At 60.5% G+C, this 20,531-nt stretch carries 27 protein-coding genes; 21 read left to right on the forward strand and 6 right to left on the reverse strand.

The window, feature by feature from the left end; translation table 11 throughout:
• Positions 1–73 precede the first annotated feature (73 nt).
• On the forward strand, positions 74–865 hold the full coding sequence (locus tag E4656_RS04125; RefSeq protein WP_205849088.1) for a fatty acid desaturase family protein: 792 nt from the start codon (positions 74–76) through the stop codon (positions 863–865).
• 18 nt (positions 866–883) lie between these two features.
• On the opposite strand, the gene E4656_RS04130 is transcribed toward E4656_RS04125, so the two are convergent.
• The gene (locus E4656_RS04130; protein WP_135481417.1) at positions 884–2,284 is read right to left on the reverse strand and encodes a hypothetical protein; all 1,401 of its coding nucleotides are present in this window, start codon (positions 2,282–2,284) and stop codon (positions 884–886) included.
• A gap of 47 nt (positions 2,285–2,331) precedes the next feature.
• Positions 2,332–2,874, reverse strand: coding sequence for a DUF2058 domain-containing protein (locus E4656_RS04135; protein WP_135481418.1), 543 nt, complete (start codon positions 2,872–2,874; stop codon positions 2,332–2,334).
• 128 nt (positions 2,875–3,002) lie between these two features.
• On the opposite strand from E4656_RS04135, the gene E4656_RS04140 reads away from it, so the two are divergent.
• The gene (locus E4656_RS04140) at positions 3,003–3,338 is read left to right on the forward strand and encodes an ArsR/SmtB family transcription factor (protein WP_135481419.1); all 336 of its coding nucleotides are present in this window, start codon (positions 3,003–3,005) and stop codon (positions 3,336–3,338) included.
• Positions 3,338–3,841 carry an SRPBCC family protein gene (locus E4656_RS04145; protein ID WP_135481421.1) on the forward strand — a complete coding sequence of 168 codons (504 nt, stop codon included), beginning with the start codon at positions 3,338–3,340 and terminating at the stop codon, positions 3,839–3,841. The genes E4656_RS04140 and E4656_RS04145 overlap by 1 nt, the downstream gene beginning before the upstream one ends.
• A gap of 199 nt (positions 3,842–4,040) precedes the next feature.
• On the opposite strand, the gene E4656_RS04150 is transcribed toward E4656_RS04145, so the two are convergent.
• Entirely contained in the window at positions 4,041–4,505 is a 465-nt protein-coding gene (locus tag E4656_RS04150; RefSeq protein WP_135481422.1) for a MarR family winged helix-turn-helix transcriptional regulator, read from the reverse strand.
• Between the two features lie 88 nt (positions 4,506–4,593).
• On the opposite strand from E4656_RS04150, the gene E4656_RS04155 reads away from it, so the two are divergent.
• The 3 genes from E4656_RS04155 to E4656_RS04165 all read left to right on the forward strand — a co-directional run bounded on the left by E4656_RS04155 (position 4,594) and on the right by E4656_RS04165 (position 5,908).
• A complete protein-coding gene (locus E4656_RS04155) occupies positions 4,594–4,791 on the forward strand; it encodes a hypothetical protein (protein ID WP_135481424.1) in 198 nt (65 codons plus the stop codon).
• A 66-nt stretch (positions 4,792–4,857) separates the two neighbouring features.
• Entirely contained in the window at positions 4,858–5,493 is a 636-nt protein-coding gene (locus tag E4656_RS04160; RefSeq protein WP_135481425.1) for a DUF938 domain-containing protein, read from the forward strand.
• 82 nt (positions 5,494–5,575) lie between these two features.
• Positions 5,576–5,908: a DMT family transporter gene (locus tag E4656_RS04165; protein ID WP_135481427.1), complete on the forward strand. Its 333-nt coding sequence runs from the start codon at positions 5,576–5,578 to the stop codon at positions 5,906–5,908.
• Between the two features lie 38 nt (positions 5,909–5,946).
• Here E4656_RS04165 and araD1 read toward each other — a convergent pair whose 3' ends face one another.
• Together araD1 and E4656_RS04175 are read right to left on the reverse strand one after the other, a co-directional pair.
• Entirely contained in the window at positions 5,947–6,942 is a 996-nt protein-coding gene (araD1, locus tag E4656_RS04170; protein WP_135481429.1) for an AraD1 family protein, read from the reverse strand.
• A gap of 94 nt (positions 6,943–7,036) precedes the next feature.
• Positions 7,037–7,615, reverse strand: a complete 579-nt coding sequence (locus tag E4656_RS04175) for a Maf family protein (RefSeq protein ID WP_135481431.1) — start codon at positions 7,613–7,615, stop codon at positions 7,037–7,039.
• Positions 7,616–7,670: 55 nt separating this feature from the next.
• Here E4656_RS04175 and E4656_RS04180 point away from each other — a divergent pair, with 55 nt between their 5' ends.
• From E4656_RS04180 to E4656_RS04245, 14 genes are all read left to right on the forward strand, one after another.
• Positions 7,671–8,216 (forward strand): YceD family protein, encoded by a 546-nt coding sequence (locus tag E4656_RS04180; RefSeq protein WP_135481433.1) that lies wholly within the window; start codon positions 7,671–7,673, stop codon positions 8,214–8,216.
• A 4-nt stretch (positions 8,217–8,220) separates the two neighbouring features.
• Positions 8,221–8,400, forward strand: coding sequence for a 50S ribosomal protein L32 (gene rpmF, locus E4656_RS04185; protein ID WP_135481435.1), 180 nt, complete (start codon positions 8,221–8,223; stop codon positions 8,398–8,400).
• Positions 8,401–8,419: 19 nt separating this feature from the next.
• Positions 8,420–9,406, forward strand: a complete 987-nt coding sequence (locus E4656_RS04190; protein WP_135481436.1) for a phosphate acetyl/acyltransferase — start codon at positions 8,420–8,422, stop codon at positions 9,404–9,406.
• A 114-nt stretch (positions 9,407–9,520) separates the two neighbouring features.
• Positions 9,521–10,462: an ACP S-malonyltransferase gene (gene fabD / locus E4656_RS04195; RefSeq protein ID WP_135481438.1), complete on the forward strand. Its 942-nt coding sequence runs from the start codon at positions 9,521–9,523 to the stop codon at positions 10,460–10,462.
• A 23-nt stretch (positions 10,463–10,485) separates the two neighbouring features.
• A complete protein-coding gene (fabG, locus tag E4656_RS04200; protein ID WP_135481440.1) occupies positions 10,486–11,235 on the forward strand; it encodes a 3-oxoacyl-ACP reductase FabG in 750 nt (249 codons plus the stop codon).
• 100 nt (positions 11,236–11,335) lie between these two features.
• Positions 11,336–11,572: an acyl carrier protein gene (gene acpP / locus E4656_RS04205; protein ID WP_135481442.1), complete on the forward strand. Its 237-nt coding sequence runs from the start codon at positions 11,336–11,338 to the stop codon at positions 11,570–11,572.
• A 102-nt stretch (positions 11,573–11,674) separates the two neighbouring features.
• Positions 11,675–12,919: a beta-ketoacyl-ACP synthase II gene (fabF, locus tag E4656_RS04210; protein ID WP_135481443.1), complete on the forward strand. Its 1,245-nt coding sequence runs from the start codon at positions 11,675–11,677 to the stop codon at positions 12,917–12,919.
• Entirely contained in the window at positions 12,912–13,727 is an 816-nt protein-coding gene (locus tag E4656_RS04215; RefSeq protein ID WP_135481445.1) for an aminotransferase class IV, read from the forward strand. The genes fabF and E4656_RS04215 overlap by 8 nt, the downstream gene beginning before the upstream one ends.
• The gene (gene mltG / locus E4656_RS04220; protein ID WP_135481447.1) at positions 13,724–14,773 is read left to right on the forward strand and encodes an endolytic transglycosylase MltG; all 1,050 of its coding nucleotides are present in this window, start codon (positions 13,724–13,726) and stop codon (positions 14,771–14,773) included. The genes E4656_RS04215 and mltG overlap by 4 nt, the downstream gene beginning before the upstream one ends.
• Positions 14,770–15,402 (forward strand): dTMP kinase, encoded by a 633-nt coding sequence (tmk, locus tag E4656_RS04225; protein ID WP_135481449.1) that lies wholly within the window; start codon positions 14,770–14,772, stop codon positions 15,400–15,402. Before mltG ends, tmk begins: the two co-directional genes overlap by 4 nt.
• The gene (holB, locus tag E4656_RS04230) at positions 15,399–16,388 is read left to right on the forward strand and encodes a DNA polymerase III subunit delta' (protein WP_135481451.1); all 990 of its coding nucleotides are present in this window, start codon (positions 15,399–15,401) and stop codon (positions 16,386–16,388) included. Before tmk ends, holB begins: the two co-directional genes overlap by 4 nt.
• A 9-nt stretch (positions 16,389–16,397) precedes the next feature.
• Entirely contained in the window at positions 16,398–16,736 is a 339-nt protein-coding gene (locus E4656_RS04235) for a PilZ domain-containing protein (RefSeq protein WP_135481453.1), read from the forward strand.
• Between the two features lie 57 nt (positions 16,737–16,793).
• Complete coding sequence (locus E4656_RS04240) at positions 16,794–17,357, forward strand: TetR/AcrR family transcriptional regulator (RefSeq protein WP_167855924.1); 564 nt, start codon at positions 16,794–16,796, stop codon at positions 17,355–17,357.
• The gene (locus E4656_RS04245; RefSeq protein WP_135481456.1) at positions 17,344–17,883 is read left to right on the forward strand and encodes a DUF1285 domain-containing protein; all 540 of its coding nucleotides are present in this window, start codon (positions 17,344–17,346) and stop codon (positions 17,881–17,883) included. The genes E4656_RS04240 and E4656_RS04245 overlap by 14 nt, the downstream gene beginning before the upstream one ends.
• A 35-nt stretch (positions 17,884–17,918) precedes the next feature.
• Here the strand turns inward: E4656_RS04245 and E4656_RS04250 are convergent, their stop codons facing one another.
• Positions 17,919–19,601: an electron transfer flavoprotein-ubiquinone oxidoreductase gene (locus E4656_RS04250; protein ID WP_240753891.1), complete on the reverse strand. Its 1,683-nt coding sequence runs from the start codon at positions 19,599–19,601 to the stop codon at positions 17,919–17,921.
• Between the two features lie 174 nt (positions 19,602–19,775).
• Between E4656_RS04250 and E4656_RS04255 the strand changes: the two genes are divergently transcribed.
• Complete coding sequence (locus E4656_RS04255) at positions 19,776–20,531, forward strand: electron transfer flavoprotein subunit beta/FixA family protein (protein ID WP_135481458.1); 756 nt, start codon at positions 19,776–19,778, stop codon at positions 20,529–20,531.

A 20,531-nucleotide genomic window follows, 5' to 3' on the forward strand; every position in this document is an offset into this window, starting at 1 on the left:
AAGGCGATACCCTGAGCGCTGACAGGCGGGATGCCGCATGGAATCCGACTATTCAGACAGGGAGATCGGGATTGTGCAAGACGATAGCAGGGAACGCCTGAAGGCGGTTCAATGGAAAGACCTGTTGCAGCTTGGGCCGCGGGATGTAGTCCATGAAATGACACTGTCGCTGCCCTGGCTGCTGGCCTCCTGGGTAGCGGCGGCATATGGCCAGTACGTGGTGGCCCTGGCTTGTTCCTTCATGTTCTTTCTCACCGGGCTGCGCCAGGTGCACAATGCCTACCATTATGCTCTGGGGATTCCCCGCCGCAGTACCGAGTGGTTCATGGGGGTATTCAGCGTGCTGATGCTGGGGTCCATGCATGCGGTCCAGATCAACCACCTGCGCCATCACCGCCACTGCATGGACGACGAGGATGTGGAGGCCATGAGTGCCCGCATGCCGTGGTGGAAGGCGTTGCTGTTCGGGCCGCTGTTTCCGTTGCTGCTGCACCGCAAGGCGCTACAGGTCGGCCGGCCCCGACAGCGCCGCTGGATACTGGCCGAGCTCGCGGCCAACCTGGTGTGGATCGGACTGGTCTTCGGCGTACTGGACTGGACCTGGCTGCAGTATCATGTGGTCGCCATGGCCATTGGCCAGTGTCTGACCGCTTTCTTTGCGGTCTGGCTGGTGCATCACGGCTGTGAGCCGGGTGGCGTTCTTGCGCGCACGGTGCGGGGCAGGGCAAAGGCCTGGCTGACCTACAACATGTTCTTCCATATTGAGCACCACCTGTTTCCGGCCGTACCGACCCGCCGCCTGCCCGTGTTGGCAGAAAGAATCGACCGGCAGCGGCCGGATCTGGCGGCGAAGCGGGTGTTCTGAGCTGTTGCAATCAGCCGATCAGTAGATCCAGCTCAGCCCGTACAGCCACAGGCTCAGAAAGACCAGACAGAACAGCAGGTAGTGGCCATTCCAGTAGTAGGCCAGGTAGCGCGGAGAGACTCGGGCCAGGCGGGCGGTGACAGCGACCGAGATGGTAAAGGGAGAGGAGTTGACCGTCAGACTCCAGGCCGACATCAGACCCAGCGCCAGCAGCTCCTGCGTCAACCCGAACAGCTCAACTGGCTGCAGTGCTGCTGCCAGCAGTGTTACCGACACGATCGGGTTGAACCCGACCTGACCCAGCAGAATGGTCAGCACCATGGCTGCAATCAGCAACGGCACCCCCTGCAGGTGCAACAGGTTCAGCAACCAGACGACCTGGTCCACACTGATCAGCGCCGTGGTGACCGAGCCCAGAAAACCGGCAGCCGCCAGCAGCCCGACCTCGCCGCTCAGCGGCACAACCTGCCCCGGCACGGTTTTGCGCAGGCGGCGGGCGGTCAGCCGCGGAGCCCAGGCCCAGCCGGCACGTCGGCCCTGCCAGACAAACCAGGCCAGACTGAACAGCGGGCTCAGCACCAGCACGGACATGGGCAGGTTCAGCACGGTGTTGCCTTCCAGCATGAAGGCGGCCCCTACCAGAGTTGCGATCAGTGCGATCAGTTGCACGGCGGCCTGCCAGGCATCGGCCGGCGGTCGTGCGCGCGGGCCGGGAGGGTGGACATTTCTGTGCTGGTAGTGATCCAGTATCCAGCCGATCAGGATCAGCAGCACTGCGGTAACCAGGCCAATGGGCAGTATGGCCTGCCAACGCAGATCTGGAATCATGGTCAGCAACACGATCAGCGTTACCGAGAACGGCGAGGCCAGGGGCAGGGCGGCAAAGCCACGCAGCATGGCCTGGCTCATGCGCTTCTGACGCAGGCGCTGAATGGACTCCTGCCCCCAGGCCGCAACCAGGCTGTTGCCGCGCAGCACCATCAGACCGAGCAGATGCAGGACACCAAAATTGAGGATGGTGCCAAACAGGGCAGTGGCATAGCTGAGCATGCCATAGCGCCGACCCGGCGGCTGGATGACAGCCCATTCGCCGCACCGCCGGATCATGCGTGACTGCTGTGCGGCCAGGCGCAGAAAGGTCAGAGAAATCAGAAAGGTAGCGAAGTAGCCGCCGCGCTCGAAGGCTTCGCGCAACACACTTGCGGGTGCGTCCAGCCAGGGCAGGGTCAACGCACTGGCTGCGGCCAGGCCGATGAGAATGCGTGGCGAGTTGGACATGGCATGCCAGCGCAATACGAGGAAAGCCAGGATGGCCGGACTCGCCAGCCACAGCCCCCAGTCCAGGTCAGCCAACTGGTACAGCAGGGTGCCGATGAAGATAAACGCCAGCGCCACCAGCGGCAGGATTCGGTCCGTCATGACATGCTCGTTGAGAATAGTGATGCCCTTTGCTGCACTGGCTCGACTCACCACATCAGGTCGTCGGGAATCGGGAAGTCCTTGTAGGGATCGTCCTCATCCACCTCATTGGCTTTGGGGTCGGCAAGGAATATCAGTGCTTCCGGAAAGCGTTCCGCCACCTTCTCGGCAATCGTCTTGGGCACGACAACATACTGGTCGTCGGTGGCGCAGATGGCGAGACGCCCCTTGGCCAGTTGGTCCTGAATCTCGCTGGTTACATACAGACGCTTGATCTTGTTGATGCGCGGGTCGGTGAAATTGAAGCGGATATCACCGTCCACCGGCTGGCGGTTGTGTTGCAGCATCTGCTTTGCCTGCGCCTGCATGGCGCGGGCTTCTTCCGCCGCCTTGCGCTCCCGGTTCAACTGCCGGTCGCGTTCGACTTTTTCGGCCTGCTGCAGCAGTAGCCGGGCGCGAGTGTCGTCTTCGGCAGCCTGACCCTTCAGTTGCTGCTTCTTCTGCTTGCGTTTTTCCTGCTGAATCTTCTTGGCTTTCTTGTCGTCCACCAGCCCGGCGCTTTTCAGTTGATCTGCCAGTGACTTGGCCATGACACGGAATTCCTGTTGGTCGAATTGAGAGGCGGCCAGTTTACGCAACCGAGAGGCAGGTGCTCAAGTGATAAAAGCTAATACTTAGCTGTTGACCTAACTATTGTTATGGGTTAATACTTAGGCACATGACTAACCATGAAGTGGAACTCAATCAACTGTTCAGTGCGCTGTCGGACCCCACCCGACGCGGCGTGCTGGCCAGACTATGCGAAGGGCCCGGCACGGTCAGCGAACTGGCCAGGCCCTATGACATGACTTTGCCTTCATTTACTCAGCATTTGAAGGTGCTGGAACGCAGTGGTCTGGTCAGGTCGCACAAGGAGGGCCGGTCTCGCCTCTATCAGGTGGAGCCTGAACAGTTGAAACGGGTCGAAGGTTGGCTGGAGCAGCAGCGCCAGGTCTGGGAGCAGCGCCTGGACAGGCTGGATGACTATCTATTGCAGATGAAGGAGAAACACTGATGAGTGCCAAATTGCCCTTTACGCCGAATCCCGAAACCGACCTGGTGCTGGAGCGGACGGTCGATGTGCCACCCGAGTGGGTCTGGGCTGCCTGGACCAACCCGGAGCACCTCAAGCACTGGTTCTGCCCGCGGCCCTGGTCGGTCGCCGAGTGCAAGATTGATCTGCGTCCCGGCGGTGTGTTTCGAACGGTCATGAAATCTCCGCAGGGTGAACTGATGCCTGCCGGCGACGGCTGCATTCTGGCCCTGGAAGAGAATCGGCGTCTGGTCTGGACGTCGGCCATGGAACCCGATTTCCGTCCTGTCGAGTCCGGCGAGGATGCTTTCCTGTTCACCGCCCATATTCTGATCGAGCCTGACGGAGCCGGCACGCGCTATGTCGCTATAGCCATGCACCCCGATGAAAAGGGTCGTCAGAAGCATGAGCAGATGGGGTTCCATGAGGGCTGGGGTACGGCGCTGGATCAGCTTGTCGAATACATGCAGTCTCGTGCTTCCTGAGAACAGGATTTGGACAGTTTTCCCGGCGCACCAGGATTCAAAGCAAAGAATCTTCAATAAAGATACTTGACTGTCAAGATAGTTGCATGTGATGCTGGGCTCGTCAACAGAAGAGGGCTCACATGGATGAATTTGGCTGGGTGTCGGTGATCGTGGTCTGGTGGCTGGGAAGGATGCTGGCCATGCTGCATGCTCGGAGCTACAACTTCTCGACGCGCTCCCGATGGGCGCGCAGGAATGCCTGCGAGCGTCTGAGATAACCAAGAATGAGTTTCAGTTCATCCTCTGAATAATGGTCCAGCAACGACACGGCCTCCTCGGCCAGAGGGCCCCAGATCGGCTCGGTCCTCTGGCGTGCGTGGTCGGTCAACTCCACAAAAACCCGCCGTCGGTCCTTGTCGTCGCGACGACGCGTGGCATAGCCGGCGCGTTCCAGGCGGTCGAGCAGGGTGGTAGTGGAGCCCGTCGTCAGATGGGCTGCACGGGCCACAGTTGATGCAGGAACAGGGCCCATGCGGTCAAGAATGTCCAGCACCCGCAAGTCAGTGAGATGAATCCCCAGGTGTCTGGCTGCAGCCTCGTCAAAGGCCTGCGTGATTTCCTGCTCCTGCCGCACGGCTTCAAAAAACTGTCCGAGCAGCTCTACTCTACTATCGCTTGACAATCGAGATACCCTTGTGTGAAGCTAAATTGGTCTAGTGAAATGTACATCAGAACCATAGGTAATCCAAGTTGAATAGCAGGAGTGGACAATGAGTGAATGGATCTGGGTGTCGGGTATTGTAATGGGTGGTCTGCTGGCGATGGTTTTTCTGTGGCAGATTCTGGAGATAGGGAAGCAACATTCGATCAGGGAAGCACCTGGCTCCGGCCAACTGCAGAAAGAGGTGGAAAGCCTGGCCGAACGTGTCAGCCGGCTTGAGCAGGAGTTGGCCTCGAAACAGTCCTGATGCATCCGACAGGAGGGGCCATGGCACATTCCGCTTGCTGAGGGTATAACGGTGCATGGACCCATAATGAATCCGTCGACTATCATGGAAAAACCGTTTTCCCAGGCCTGCGAGAACAACAAGGCCCCCATTCTCGGGATTTTGCAGCAGGTTTTGCCGGAGCCGAAATGGCGCGGAACCCGGGTGCTGGAGATAGGCTCAGGCACTGGTCAGCACGCCGCCTTTTTCGCACCTCGGCTGCCCTGGCTGCACTGGCAGCCGACCGATCAGGCCCAGTATCTGCCGGGGTGCCGACTGTGGGTGGAAGACGCTCGCGCAGCCGGTGCTGATAATCTGCTGGAGCCACTGGTGCTGGATGTACTGACTCCCGAGTGGCCGTTGTCGCAAGCCGATGCGGCCTTTTCCGCCAATACCGCCCATATCATGCACTGGCCGGCGGTGGAGGCCCTGTTTCACGGGCTGGGGCAGCGACTGCCGACAGGTGGTCTGTTTTGTCTCTATGGTCCGTTCCGCTATCAGGGCAGACATACCAGCGACAGCAATGCGCGCTTTGACCGTCATCTGCAACAGCAGGATCCGGGCATGGGCATTCGGGATCTCACGGCGGTGGAACCATTGGCTGCGAACGCCGGTTTCCGGTTGCTGGCGGATCACGCCATGCCGGCCAACAACCGAACCCTGATCTGGCAGCGCAGCCCCTGATCTACCGCAAATCAAGGATGTTCAGCGCTGTCCGAGTGCGTTAGATTAGCCGCCCAATCAGATTCGGGTCAGGAGCAGGGCGATGATTTACTGGGTACTGCTGGCGGTCGCCATTGCAGCCGAAGTGGTGGCCACGTCGGCGCTGAAAGCCAGTCAGGAGTTCTCCCGCTTCTGGCCGTCAGTGATCGTGGTGGTGGGCTATGGTATTGCGTTCTACTGTCTGGCGCTGACACTGCGCGTCATTCCCGTGGGCGTGGCCTATGCGGTCTGGGCAGGTCTGGGTATCGTGCTGATCGCGCTGGTGTCCTGGCTGGTTTATGGTCAGCGCCTGGATCTGCCGGCCATCATCGGCATGGCCCTGATCATCGGTGGCGTAGTGGTGATTCAGCTGTTTTCCCGGACCAGCGCCCACTAGTGTCCTTGCCAGGGGCGCTGTCCGAAGTGCCAGGGCAGTCAGAGCGGCTTGATGGGGCTCGTCTCTGCAGGGCGAACAGCAATCGGATTGCGCAGGGCCCGGCCAAAGGGCTCTGCCTCAATCTCGAAGATATCTCCCGCGCGTGTTTCAATGCTGTCGGCAAAGCTCAGCGTGGCGGTGCCGAAAAAGTGCAGGTGAGCATCGCCGGGCTGCCGGAACAGTTCGTATTTGAAGTGATGATGCTCCAGGTTGTCCAGGCTGTGGCACATGTTGTCCTCGCCGCTGAGAAAAGGCTTCTCCCACAGGATCTGCCCATCACGCCAGATACGTGAATACCCCTCGATGCGTGCCGGCAGCTCGTCAATCAGCAGCTCGGGCCCGATCGAACAGGGGCGCAGCTTGGAGTGCGCCAGCAGCAGATAGTTCTGACGCTCAGTCTTGTGGTCGGAAAATTCATTGCCCAGAGCATAACCAATGCGCCAGGGCTGGCCCTTGTCGTCATTGACATAGCAGCCGGCAATTTCCGGCTCTTCTCCGGCGTCCAGAGCAAAGTCGGGAGAGGGCAGCGGTGCCTCCGGAGCAACCACCGCCGTGCCGTTGCCCTTGTAGAACCACTCCGGCTGGGCGCCGGTCTGACCGGCCTCGGGCTTGCCACCGGCCACCCCCTGCTGGAACATCTTCATGCTGTCGGTCAGGTCAGCTTTTGCCGTATTTTGGGTCTTGGCGTGCATGCTGGCCCGGGTGTCCGCACTGCCCAGGTGAGTCAGGCCAGTACCGGTGACAAACAGCCGCGACGGTTCCGGATGCGTGAAGGGAGACAGCAGGCGACCTGACCGGATCAGATCATCGTAACTGAGGGTCTCCCTGCCCAGGGCCCGGGTTATTGCGGTCTTGAGTGAAATGCCCTCGCGCAGGGCACCTTGCGCCAGCGCATAGACACTGCGGACGGAATCGAGAACCTGTATCTCGGTGGGAGAAATGACCTGGCCGACGGCGGGCGTATCGGCAGCGGACAGAAACTGTATCAGACGCATGGTTGCTTCCTGTTTTTATATTAGTCATACAATAGTACCAGAAAGCTTGGCGCAGTAAATGCTGCCGGGCAGGTCGGACGGCCTGGTGTTGTCGTCAGAGTACGGCGATACCCTGACGGCGCAGACATTCACAGAGCGCAATCAGCGGCAGGCCGATCAGGCTGGTAGGGTCGGCGCCCTGGTGGCGCGCAAAGAGGGCGCTGCCGAGACCTTCGGACTTGAAGCTGCCGGCACAGTCCAGCGGCCGTTCCTTCCTTATATAGGCTTCTATTTCAGCGTCGCCCAGATCGCGGAACTGAATCTCGTAGCGGTCTACCAGCAGTTCCTCGGCACCCGTCTGGGTATTGAGCACACAGAGGCCGGTATAGAACAGCACCGTCTTGCCGCTGGCAGCACGGAGCTGCTCAAACGCCTTCTCTTCGGTGCCGGGCTTGCCTACCGGGGTCAGGTCATCCAGGGTGGATACCTGATCGCTGCCGATGATCAGGCTGTCGGGAAACCGGGTACGCAGGCTGGCCGCTTTCAGGTGTGCCAGTCGACCGGCCAGTTGCTCCGGCGTCTCGCCCTGCAGGGGTGTTTCATCGGCGTCCGGGCGGGCAGTCTTGAAGTCCAGTTGCAGTCTTGTCAGCAGTTCGCGTCGATAAGGTGACGTGGATCCCAGTACCAGTTGCATAAAATCATGATTTCGTTTTGACAGTGACAGGGCGCGAGCATATCATACCGCGCCTATGACGAACCCGCAGCTCCCCGAATTTATTGCGCCCTATCGGTTGGCTGACCGTGAAGGTGTGTTGGAAGGGGTTGTAGGGCCCGAAGCACTGCCCCGATTGCAGGCGGCAGTACTGGGCCTGGAAGCCGTTGAAGTCATGGCGCGTTTCTGGCGCAGTGACGACGGCGAGCGACTGGCCGAGGGTACGATCAGGGCAGAGGTCCGGATGACCTGCGAGCGCTGTCTTGGCCCCATGACACAGGTTCTGGCTACAGAGTTCCTGCTGGTGATGGTTACTGAAGAAGCACAGTTGTCTTCAGTGCCGAAGAAATACGACCCCTGGCTAGTGGCGCCGGGGGAGGATATACCCATCGCCGAGCTGCTGGAAGACACCATGCTTCTGGCCTTGCCACCGTTTCCGATGCACCCGGAAGGGGAGTGTCGGATAAAAACGTCTTTCGGCGGCGCCGATGATGCGGAGGAATCCGCTTCGGGGTCGCCAGAGAAAACCAATCCGTTTAGTGTGCTGGCCGAACTGAAAGGCGGCCGGAAAAAACAGGAGTAACACCATGGCTGTTCAGCAGAACAAAAAGACGCGTGCCCGCCGCGGCAATCGTCGTTCTCATGACGCGCTTGGCACCGCCACGCTGTCCGAGGATTCAGTAACCGGTGAAAAGCACCTGCGTCACCACGTGAGCCCCGATGGTTTCTATCGTGGCCGCAAAGTGGTCGACAAGGGTGACGAGTAATCCAGGTCAAGGTTGACCCTTGATTCGGCTGGCGGTGGATATTCATGGCGGTGACCAGGGTCCCGCTGTGATTATCCCCGCTGTCCTCGCTTTTCTTGAACGCCATTCGGACGTTCAGGTCACTCTGTTCGGCGATACGGCCGAAAACCAGGCCTGGCAGGCCATAGAATCCCGCGCTGACACTCCCCGTCTGCAATGGCAGCATGGTCGTCATTATCCGGCCACGGCGCTGACATTGCGCGAGCTGCTGCAAGCTCCTGCTGCGGATGACGCACTCGCACGCATGCTGCGCGAGCATCAGCGGGGCGATTCGGATGCGGTGGTAACCGCTGCGGATACGCGCACCCTGTTGCTGCGCTGCCGGCAGATACTGGGCCTGCAGTCCGAGGTTCGGCGGCCGGCTCTGGGCGCCTGGATACCGGCACAGACCGGCCAGGTGCTGTTGCTGGATGCGGGAGCCTCGGTGGCGCCGCGAGCAGACGATCTGGTCCGCCTGGCAACGCTGGGCCATCGCTTTCTGCAGGCCCGGCACTACAATCGCAGACCGCGTCTCGGTCTGCTCAATATCGGTACCGAAGAAACCAAGGCCAAACAGCGTCTGGGACCGGTGGCAAAGCGCCTGGCCGCTGATGAGCAGTTTGACTACCACGGCTTCGTCGAGCCGGCGCAGATTTTCAGCCATGCGGTTGATCTGGTGATCACCGACGGTTTCAGTGGCAACATTCTGCTGAAATCCATGGAAGCCAGCGTCGAGTTCGCCCGCCAGCGCATGACGGAAGTGCTGACCGAACACTGGCATGGCCGTCTGCTGAGCCTGCTGATGGTCAGCCTGTATCGCAAGCGCCTGCGGGCCCTGGCGCCGGAAACCTACAACGGGGCGCCACTGCTGGGCGTGCGCGGCTGGGTGGTCAAGAGTCATGGCAGTGCGCGCATGGCGGCCTTTCTGCAGGCCCTGGAACAGGCGCGCTCACAGGTCAAATCGGGGGTGCCCCAGCAGTTGCTGTAGGGGCATTGTTTGCATGTGGTTGAAAGTCTTTTGCTGACCTGACCTTGGCAAGCCGACTTTGGGGCACCATAATGTCGCGCACCAATTTTTAAACAGCTATCGGGAACACAGACCATGACCGATCACAAGCGCGCTTTTCTGTTTCCTGGCCAGGGTTCTCAGGCCGTAGGCATGCTGGGTGACATGATCGCGAATGCAGACGTGGTCAGGGACACCTTTGGCGAGGCCGGGGAGGCTCTGGGCTATGACCTGCTGGACCTGGTCAGCAATGGCCCGGAAGACAGCCTGAATGCCACCGAGCGCACGCAGCCCGCCATTCTGACTGCCAGTGTCGCTCTGTGGCGCCTCTGGCAGCACAAGGGCGGCCCTGTACCGGATTATCTGGCCGGGCACAGCCTGGGCGAGTACAGTGCGCTGGTTGCTGCGGGTGTGCTGAAGTTTGCCGATGCAGTGCGACTGGTGGAAAAGCGCGGACAATTGATGCAGTCTGCAGTGCCGGCAGGCGAGGGCGGCATGGCCGCCATTATCGGCCTGACGGATGAGCAGGTGCTGGAAGCCTGTGCCGCCGCCGGGACCGATGTCTGTGAAGCGGTCAATTTCAATGCGCCGGGGCAGGTGGTTATCGCCGGCAGCAAAGCGGGTGTCGACAAGGGCATGGCCGCAGCCAAGGAACTGGGTGCCAAGCGCGCCCTGCCACTGGCGGTCAGTGCGCCAAGTCATTGCGTGCTGATGAAACCTGCGGCAGAGAGCCTGGCGGCAGAGCTGGCCAGCATTGATCTGCAGCCGGCGCAGATTCCGATCGTGCAAAACGTGGATGCGCGAGCCTATACTGAGGTGGCTATTTTGCGTACCAATCTGGTCGAACAGCTGTATCGGCCGGTGCAATGGGTACAAACGGTGCAGAATCTGGCCGCAGAAGGGGTTGGTGAAGCCTTCGAGTGTGGCCCCGGCAAGGTACTGGCCGGTCTGGTCAAACGCATAGAACGCAGCATGACGGTGAGCCCTCTGGAGCAGCCGTCTGCTTTTGAAGATGCCGTGAACGCGGCCCGCAACTGAAACAGAAAAGGGATGCAATACGCATGACAGACACAACGACAGCCCGGGTAGCTCTGGTCACTGGCGCCAGCCGTGGTATCGGCAAGGCTATTGCCACGCAACTGGGCGCGCGCGGCTTCATTGTTGCCGGTACTGCGACCTCGGACAGTGGTGCGGAACGTATTTCCGCCTATTTGCAGGAAGCAGGCGTGCAGGGCAAGGGGTACAATATGAATGTCACAGACAGTGACAGCATTGCCGCCGCCCTGCAGCAGATCAAGACCGACTTCGGTGATCCGCTGGTGCTGGTCAACAATGCCGGCATCACGCAGGACAACCTGTTCCTGCGCATGAAGCAGGAAGAGTGGGATGGTGTCATCGAAACCAATCTGAGCTCCGCCTTCCGTGTCGTCAAGGCCTGCATCAAGGCCATGACCAAGGCGCGCTGGGGGCGGGTGATCAATGTCAGTTCCGTGATCGGCTCCATGGGCAATGCCGGTCAGGTCAATTATGGTGCTTCAAAGGCCGGCATCGAGGGCTTCACGCGCTCGCTGGCCCGCGAGGTGGCAACGCGCAACATCACCGTGAATGCGGTGGCACCGGGTTTCATCCAGACCGACATGACGGATGAACTGCCGGCAGAACATCGTGACAAGATTCTGGCCCAGGTCCCTCTGGGTCGTCTGGGACAGCCGGAAGAAGTGGCAAAAACCATTGCTTTTCTGGCCAGCGATGACGCAGCCTACGTGACTGGGGAAACCCTGCACGTCAATGGCGGCATGTACATGGGCTGATTGTGAAATTTCTGCAAGTGTTTTTTGACTTGCGGGGGCTTCAGGCCTTTTACTACACTAGCGCCTGTTTAGGTGCTTACAATTTCTAGGGAGCATTACAATGAGTACTGTTGAAGAGCGCGTAAAGAAGATCGTCTGCGAACAGCTTGGCGCCAAAGAGGAAGATGTGACACCGCAAGCTTCTTTCGTTGATGACCTGGGCGCTGACTCACTGGACACTGTTGAGCTGGTAATGGCTCTGGAAGAGGAATTCGAAACCGAAATTCCTGATGAAGAAGCCGAAAAGCTGACCTCTGTTCAGGATGCCATTGATTATATCAATGCTCACCTGCAGTAATCTGCTGAACCGCTAAAAGGGTTTCAGAAAGCCGTATTGTGAACCCACAGTACGGCTTTTCTTTTTTCAGACGAAACAGTTGATTGAGGGGACGATACAGTTATGTCTCGACGTCGTGTAGTGGTCACCGGGCTGGGAATGCTTTCTCCGCTGGGTGGAAATGTGAAAGACACCTGGGAAGGCATTCTGGCCGGCAAGAGTGGTATCGGCATGATCGAACACTTTGACGCCAGTCCCTTCAATACTCAGTTCTGCGGGCGGGTCAAGGGGTTCGAAGCCACGGACTATATTGACCGCAAGGATACCAAGAAGATGGACATGTTCATCCAGTACGGTATTGCTGCGGCCATCCAGGCCGTGGAAGATTCCGGTCTGGAAGTGACAGCAGAAAACGCCGGTCGTATTGGCTGTTCCATCGGCTCCGGTATCGGTGGCCTGGAAACCATTGAACGGAATCACACCACTCTGGAGAAATCCGGTCCGCGCCGTATTTCACCGTTCTTCATTCCTGCCGCCATCATCAACATGATTGCCGGCAACCTGTCGATTCGCTACGGGCTCAAGGGCCCCAATATCGCCATTACCACGGCCTGCACCACAGGCAGCCATTCCATTGGCTATGCGGCGCGCACCATTGCCTATGGTGATGCCGATGCCATGGTGGCCGGCGGTGCCGAGTATGCCTCCACGCCGCTGGGCATTGGTGGTTTCTCGGCGGCACGTGCATTGTCATCGCGCAATGACAACCCGCAGGGTGCCAGTCGGCCCTGGGATCGCGACCGGGATGGCTTCGTGCTGGCCGACGGTGCCGGGGTGGTGGTACTGGAAGAGTACGAACGCGCCAAGGCGCGTGGTGCCAAAATCTATGCCGAGTTGACCGGCTTTGGCATGAGCGGCGATGCCTATCACATGACCTCACCACCGGAGGACGGTGCGGGTGCTGCGGCCTCCATGCAGAACGCGGTCAATGACGCCGGTCTGAACGCCACGGATATCGACTACATCAATGCGCATGGCACGTCGACCCCCAACGGGGACAGAGCCGAGAGCCAGGCCGCCAAGTCTCTTTATGGCGCGGACTACAAGCAAATTCGCATGAGCTCGACCAAGTCGATGATCGGCCACCTACTGGGTGCTGCGGGTGCGGTGGAAGCCATTTTCTCGGTGCTGGCCATCCGTGATCAGGTGGCACCGCCGACCATCAACCTGGAAAACCCGGATGAAGGCTGTGACCTTGACTATATCTCCGGCAGTGCCCGGGACATGCCGATTCGCCATGCCATGAGCAACTCATTCGGCTTTGGCGGTACCAACGGCACCCTGGTGTTCAGCAAGCTGGATGACTGAACCAGGCCTGCAGTTGCGCCTGCTTGATGGGCAGTTGCAGCCGTCCGGGGTGCCATCCCGGGCGGAGCTGCTGGGTCAGGGCCTGTTCGAGACGCTGTACTGGAATGGCTCGACGTTTCCGCTCCTGATGCAGCACGAGCACCGCCTCAAGCAGAGTGCCGAATGGCTGGGCTATGACGCTGACCAGGTATGGTCGGCTTTTTGTTCGCAATGGGCTGCCCACGGCAAGTCTGCCTGCGACGGCATGCAGGCCATGGTGCGCTTCCAATGGACTCACCAGCAGACCGCCCGTGGCTATGGTTCATCTGCCGGCCCGGCGGTGACGCTGTGGCAGGTCAGCCAGACCACCGCTGATCCCGTGCAGACACTGGACAGGCTGGTACTGGCCGCACGGCCGATGCCTGACAATCCCGGGCCACCCTGCAAGCACAGCAGTCGTGTCGATCAGGTGGTGGCTGCTCGCGAAGGCGGCTCGGACCAACTGCGCTGTGATCAGCACGGCTTTCTGCGCGAGGGCCTGAGTGGCAACCTGGTCTTCTGGCGCCATGGTCACTGGTACACCCCGGGACTGCAACGCCACGGTGTGGCCGGTACTCTGCTGGCCTGGCTGTGCCAGCACTGGGCGGATCAGGACCAGCCGGTATTGAGTGGCGATTTCCCGCCCCGCATACTGCACAGTGCCGAAGTCGTGCTGCTGACCAATGCCCTGGGTGCAAGGGTGGTTAACGACTTTGAAGGTGTCCGGTACAATCGCGCCCATCCGGTATTACAGACAACGCTCCAGACAATCAGACAATTATATTCATGAAATGGTTCAAACGTTTTCTGGCCATCAGTTCCCTGCTGGTCATTGTTGCCATCGCCGCCGGCGGTGGCTGGATCTACTCCCTGTATCAGACCCCGACACAAAATCAGGTCGAACAGATTGTCGATATTCCTCGCGGCACCTCTTTCAGGGCAGCGACCCGCATGCTGGCCGATAAAGGGGTCTACCCGCATGCCGACTTTCTGTACTACTGGGCTCGTGTGACCGATCAGACGACACTGCAGGCCGGTGAGTACTCCATTTCACCGCAGCAGGCATTGCCTGATCTGCTGGCTCTGCTGGCCAGTGGTCGTACGGTGCAGTATCGGGTGACTCTGGTGGAGGGCTGGCATTTCAGCCAGTGGCGGGATGCTCTGGGTCGGCTGGACAATATCGAGCAACGACTGCCTGACATGACGGATGAAGAGGTGGCCGAGTTTCTGGGCCTGGAAGAAGACCACCCGGAGGGCTGGCTTTATCCTGAAACCTACTCCTATACCCGGGGCGCGACGGATCTCAGCATTCTGCGCCAGGCGCATGAGCGTATGCAGCGCGTGTTGACCGAGGAATGGGCAGCCCGATCAGATGGCGCCGTGGTCGAGACCCCCTACGAAGCCCTGATTCTGGCCTCCATCATCGAGCGGGAAACCGGTGCAACCTGGGAGCGCGAAGACATTGCCGGCGTGTTTACCCGGCGTCTGCAGCGGGGCATGCGTCTGCAGACAGACCCGACCGTCATCTACGGCATGGGTGACAGCTATGACGGGCGTATCCGGCGCAGTGACCTGGAAACCTCGACGCCCTGGAATACCTACCGCATCTCCGGCCTGCCACCGACGCCCATTGCCATGCCGGGGCGCGGGTCCATTCATGCGGCGCTGAACCCGGCGCCGGGTTCGGCCCTGTACTTTGTGGCCCGGGGTGACGGCACGCATCATTTCTCTGATACTCTGGTCGAACACAATGCGGCAGTGCGACGCTATCAACTGCAGCGCCGTGAAGACTACCGCAGTGCACCACCGACCACACTGCCCGAGGAGGGCTCATGACAGCGAGTCGACCAGGACGCTTTCTGACGCTCGAGGGGCTGGAAGGTGTCGGCAAAACCACCAATCTGGCTTTTGTCGAATCCTGGTTACAGCGCCATGAAATCCCGTATCTGGTGACTCGAGAGCCCGGTGGCACGCCGCTGGCCGAAGAATTGCGGCACCTGCTGCTGAACCCGCGCACGGAAGCGGTCGACCCCTGGTGCGAACTGCTGATGGTGTTCGCCGCCCGGGCTCAGCACCTCAATACCCTGATCCGCCCGGCGCTGGCCGCTGGCACCTGGGTACTGAGTGATCGTTTTACCGATGCCACCTATGCCTATCAGGGGGCCGGGCGCGGCCTGCCATTGCCGGATATCGAGGTGCTGGAGAATCTGGTCCAGCGGGAACTGCGGCCGGACTGTACCTTCCTGCTTGATGCACCGCCGGAAGTGGGTCTGTCCCGGGCCCGTGATCGCGGTGAGCTGGACCGTTTCGAGCGGGAAAAAGTCGACTTCTTCGAGCGCGCGCGCCGGATCTACCTGGACCGCGCAGCAGCGGCCCCGGAACGCTACCATGTGCTGGATGCCACACAACCTCTGGCTGCCGTACAGCAGGATATGGCTGCACGGCTGGAGGCCTTGCGCCCATGATCGGACTGCCCTGGCTGGAAGCCGCCGGTCGCCAACTGCGCGACCAGTATCGACAGCAGCGCCTGCCACACGGCTTGCTGATCGTGGGCGGGAGCGGACTGGGGGCAGACAGGCTGATTCAGTGGCTGGAAGGCGTGCTGTTGTGTCAGCACCCGGATCGGGCGCCCTGTGGCCAGTGTCACAGCTGCAACCTGCGCCTGGCCGGCAACCATGGTGACCTGCTGCACCTGCAGCCGGAAGGCAAGGGACAGCAGATCAAGGTAGGCGCGGTCAGAGAACTGGTCAGTTTCAGCCAGGGCAAGGCTCAGTACGGCCAGAATCAGGTGGTGCTGGTACAGCAGGCGGAACGTCTGAATCTGGCTGCGGCCAACGCGCTGCTCAAGGTGCTGGAAGAGCCCCCGGCGGGCACCTATATGCTGCTGCAGAGCGCCGATCCGGCCCGCCTGTTGCCGACCATCCGCAGCCGCCTGCAGTGGTTCCGCTGTCCGGCGCCGCCAGTGGCTGAAGGGCAGAGCTGGCTCGAAGGGCAGGGCGTGGAGCAGGCGGCCGCCGAGTTGGCGCTGGCGCTGGCGGATCATCAACCCTGCAATGCACTGATGCTGGCGACCGAGGACTTCATGAGCCGACGCCAGCGCTGTCTAGAACTGCTGCGCGGCCAGATCGAGCGACCTTCGCCCAATCTGGAGGTGCTGACCGGATTGCTGGAACAGGAGCCCGCGCAGGTGCTGTCGATCTGGCGGCCCTGGCTGGCCGATGCAGCCCGTCTGGCTCAGGCCGGCACCAGTGTACCCCTGCGCAATACGGATCAGGCAGACGCCCTGCAGTCACTGGTAGGCCGGTACCCGACAGCAGCGCTCTGGCTGCGACTCTATGATGCGGTGGAGCAACTGCGCATTCAGGTCGAGGCCGACAATAACCTGAACTGGCAATTGCTGTTGGAGCAGTTCTGGCTTAGCATTCCCCGAGAGATCAGACGAACGGCTTAGGAGCAGCACATGGGCCCCGGCAGCGGAATATTGCAGCTCACCATGAAGGACAAGGCGGTACTGTACGCCAACTACATGCCCTGGGTGAGCGGTGGCGGCCTGTTCATCGCCACCAACAGGAAGTTCGGTCTGGGTGATGAGGTGTTCCTGTTGCTCAACCTGATGGACGAGCCGGAAAAGATTCCGGTCACCGGCAAGGTGATCTGGATTACGCCCAGAGGTGCTCAGGGCAACCGCGCGTCCGGCATCGGCGTCCAGTTCGACACCAAGAGTGAACTGGCCAAGGACAAGGTGGAAACCTATCTGGCCGGCGCCATGAAATCCGATCGTCCCACCCATACACTCTGACCTCCCTTAATCATGCGCACTCCGGCCTACCACAACCCGGGCCTTCCGGCGCCGGAAATGACGTTGCTGAATGCGGCGCTCAATCTGATGATCCGCAATGACCCCGACAGCATTACCGTGACCCAGATCTTCCGTGCCGCCGGCGTCAGCAAAGCCACCTTCTATCAGTATTTCTCGGGGCGGGAAGATCTCTGGTGCGGCATCCTGCTGGAAGAAGAACGCTGGCGGCTGGAAGGGCTGGAGCAGGTGGCACCACAGGACGACCCGTGCGCCTGGGAACTGTTGTTTCGTGATATTTTCCAGTCACCCGACAAGCTGGCCGCACTGCAGTTCATGGAATCACGGCTGCGGGCTGCGCCACCGGATATTCGACGCTATCATCACTGGCAGGCCCTGCGTTCCACCATGCTGGACCGGATGGTGACCGTGGTCAATCGCGTGGCCGGAGCACCGGTACCCAAGAGCCAGCAGGTCGTGGCCAGCATCTGGTGCCAGATGGATGGCTGGCTGCGCGTGTATCGGGACCCGGAGTTTGCCGGTCTGAGCGGGGGACGCCGCCAGTTTGCACGCTGGCTCGCCAGCGACTGTGCACGGAGGATGACCCAGTATGTTGAATCTTGAGTCCATCGGGCGTGAACTGCCCCCTGGCCAGCCTTTCCGGCGGCCGCCCACCGAACGCTGGCAGCCTGAACACTGTGGTGATATCGATATCCGCATCGATGCTCAGGGGCAGTGGTTTCACGAAGGTCTACCCATTCGCCGCGCCGGGCTGCTGCGTCTGCTGGCCAGTGTGCTGGTCAGGGAAGAGGGCAACTACTGGTTGAAGACACCGGTGGAGAAGATGCGCATCCAGGTGGACGACGCGCCCTTTGTGGTGCAGGAACTGAACCGCACTGACACCGGGGTGGCCATGGTGACCAATGTGGGTGAAGTGCTGGCACTGAGCAGCCCGTGGACTCTGCAGGAGGACCCGGACGGAGAATTGCGGCCCTGGATTGCGCTGACCGATACCCTGGGCGCACGGCTGTCGCGCAATCTGTTCTATCATCTCAGCCATGAGGCGGTGAATCAGACCCCTGACGCCAGTTCGGGCGATATTCTGTACTGGCCTGCCGGCGGCCAACAGTGGCCGCTGGGGCGCCTTTGAGCACCTGCCAGCGACCACTGTCGAGGTTCTGGTGCTTACATATTGGGGTAGTTCGGGCCACCGCCGCCTTCCGGCGCCACCCAGTTGATGTTCTGACTGGGGTCCTTGATGTCGCAGGTCTTGCAGTGCACACAGTTCTGCGCATTGATCTGGAAGCGTTTCTCGCCGTCTTCTTCCACCACTTCATAGACCCCGGCCGGGCAGTAGCGCTGGGCCGGCTCGCGGAACTGCTCCCAGTGCAGGCCGGTGGGCAGTGCCGGGTCCGCCAGTCTCAGATGCACCGGCTGATCTTCCTCGTGATTGGTGTTGGACAGGAAAACCGATGACAGCTTGTCAAAGCTCAGCTCGTTGTCCGGTCTGGGGTATTCGATGGTGGGTTGCTGATCGGCCGGCTTGAGGCTGTTGTGATCGGCCACCGGATCACGCCAGGTCCAGGGCAGACGACCGCCGAACAGATTCAGGTCGATAAACGCATAGGCGGCACCGAGAATGTTGCCGAAGCGATGCATCGCTGGCCCGAAATTGCGCTGCTGATACAGTTCCTGCCAGGCCCAGGAGGCCTTGAACGCCTCGTCATAGGGCAGGGCGGCACCGGCACCGGCACCGGCCCAGTCCTGCTGCGCCTCCTGCCAGACCACTTCCGCCGCCACCATGCCGGACTTCATCGCCGTATGGCTGCCCTTGATCTTGGCAAAATTCAGGGTGCCGGCATCACAGCCGATCAGCAGGCCACCGGGGAAACTCATTTTCGGCAGCGACTGAATGCCGCCCTTGGCAATGGCGCGCGCGCCATAGGATACCCGCTTGCCGCCCTTCAGCACGCCGGCAATGGCCGGGTGATGCTTCATGCGCTGGAATTCATCGAATGGCGACAGGTGCGGGTTTTCATAATTGAGGTCGGTGATCAGACCCAGTACTGCCTGACCGTTTTGCAGATGATAGAGAAAGGCGCCGCCGTTGGCGCCATGTTCGCGCAACGGCCAGCCGGTCGCATGCACCACCTTGCCGGGCTTGTGCTGAGCCGCAGGGATGTCCCAGAGCTCCTTGATGCCCAGACCGTAGTGCTGCGGGTCACAGCCTTCATCCAGGTTGAACTCGCGGACCAGTTGCTTGCCGATATGGCCGCGGGCACCCTCGGCAAACAGGGTCACCCGGGCGCGCAGTTCCATGCCCGGCATGAAGCTGTCCTTGGGCGTTCCGTCGGCGGCCACGCCCATGTCCCCGGTCAGCACACCCACAACCTTGCCGTCTTCGATCAGCGGCGACTGGGCGGCAAAACCCGGGAATATTTCCACACCCAGAGCTTCGGCCTGTTCGGCCAGCCAGCGGCACAGGTTACCCAGCGAAATGATGTAGTTGCCATGGTTGTGCATGGTCCTGGGGGCCAGAAAATTGGGTACCTTGAGCGCCGATTCCGCATTGCGCAGCAGGAGGATGTCGTCACTGTCAACCGGGGTGTCCAGCGGTGCGCCTTGCGCCTGCCAGTCCGGCAGCAGCTCATTCAGCGCGCGCGGCTCAAAGACCGCGCCGGAGAGGATGTGTGCCCCGACCTCGGAGCCTTTCTCCAGCACGCAGACATTCAGTTCCTGATCCTGCTCTGCGGCAAGCTGTTTCAGGCGGATGGCGGCACTCAGGCCAGCCGGTCCGGCACCTACAATCACTACGTCGAATTCCATCGACTCCCGCTCGATTGCCGTATCCTGAACGTCGTTGGCCATGATCTTTGCACCTCTAATTGTTTTGAGCAGGCGGTACTATAACCTGCACGTTCATAAATTCAAACGAGTGTTTGAATTCGTGTCTGGAAAGTCTCATGATAAGCGCTACCTGAATACATGACTTTGCTGTTAACGTCATGAGTCTGAACTGGATAGACAACAGAGAGCCCTGATATGAAAGTTCTGGTCGCGGTTAAGCGCGTCATTGACTACAACGTCAAGGTCCGGGTCAAGCCGGATGAAAGCGATGTGGATCTGGCCAACGTCAAGATGGCCATGAATCCGTTCTGTGAAATAGCGGTCGAGGAAGCCGTGCGCCTGAAAGAGCAGGGCGTGGCCAGCGAGATCGTGGTGGTGTCGATCGGCCCGGCGAAAGCCGAGGAGCAGATTCGTCAGGCGCTGGCACTGGGCGCGGATCGCGGCCTTCTGGTGACCACTGAGGACGATCAGAGCCTGACCTCGCTGCAGGTGGCCAAAACGCTGCAGGCGGTGATGGCAGAAGAGAAGCCTGATCTGGTGATTCTGGGCAAGCAGGCCATCGACAGTGACAACAACCAGACCGGACAGATGCTGGCCGCGCTGACCGGGCTGCCGCAGGGCACCTTTGCTTCCAGAGTCACGGTGGAAGATGGCAAGGTCGCGGTCACCCGTGAAATCGACGGCGGTCTGCAGACGATACGCCTGTCCCTGCCGGCCGTGGTGACCACGGACCTGCGCTTGAACGAGCCGCGTTTTGCCAAGCTGCCCGATATCATGAAGGCCAAGCGCAAGCCCATGGACAAGAAGTCGCTGGCTGATCTCGGTATCAGTATGGACAGCGGTGTGACCATCGTGAAGGTGACGCCACCGGCCGAGCGCAAGGGTGGTGGCAAGGTGGCCAGCGTGGAAGAGCTGGTCGACAAGCTGAAGAATGAAGCAAAGGTGATCTGA

The organism is Natronospirillum operosum (genome assembly GCF_004768465.1).
In the GTDB taxonomy this organism is placed as follows: domain Bacteria; phylum Pseudomonadota; class Gammaproteobacteria; order Pseudomonadales; family Natronospirillaceae; genus Natronospirillum; species Natronospirillum operosum.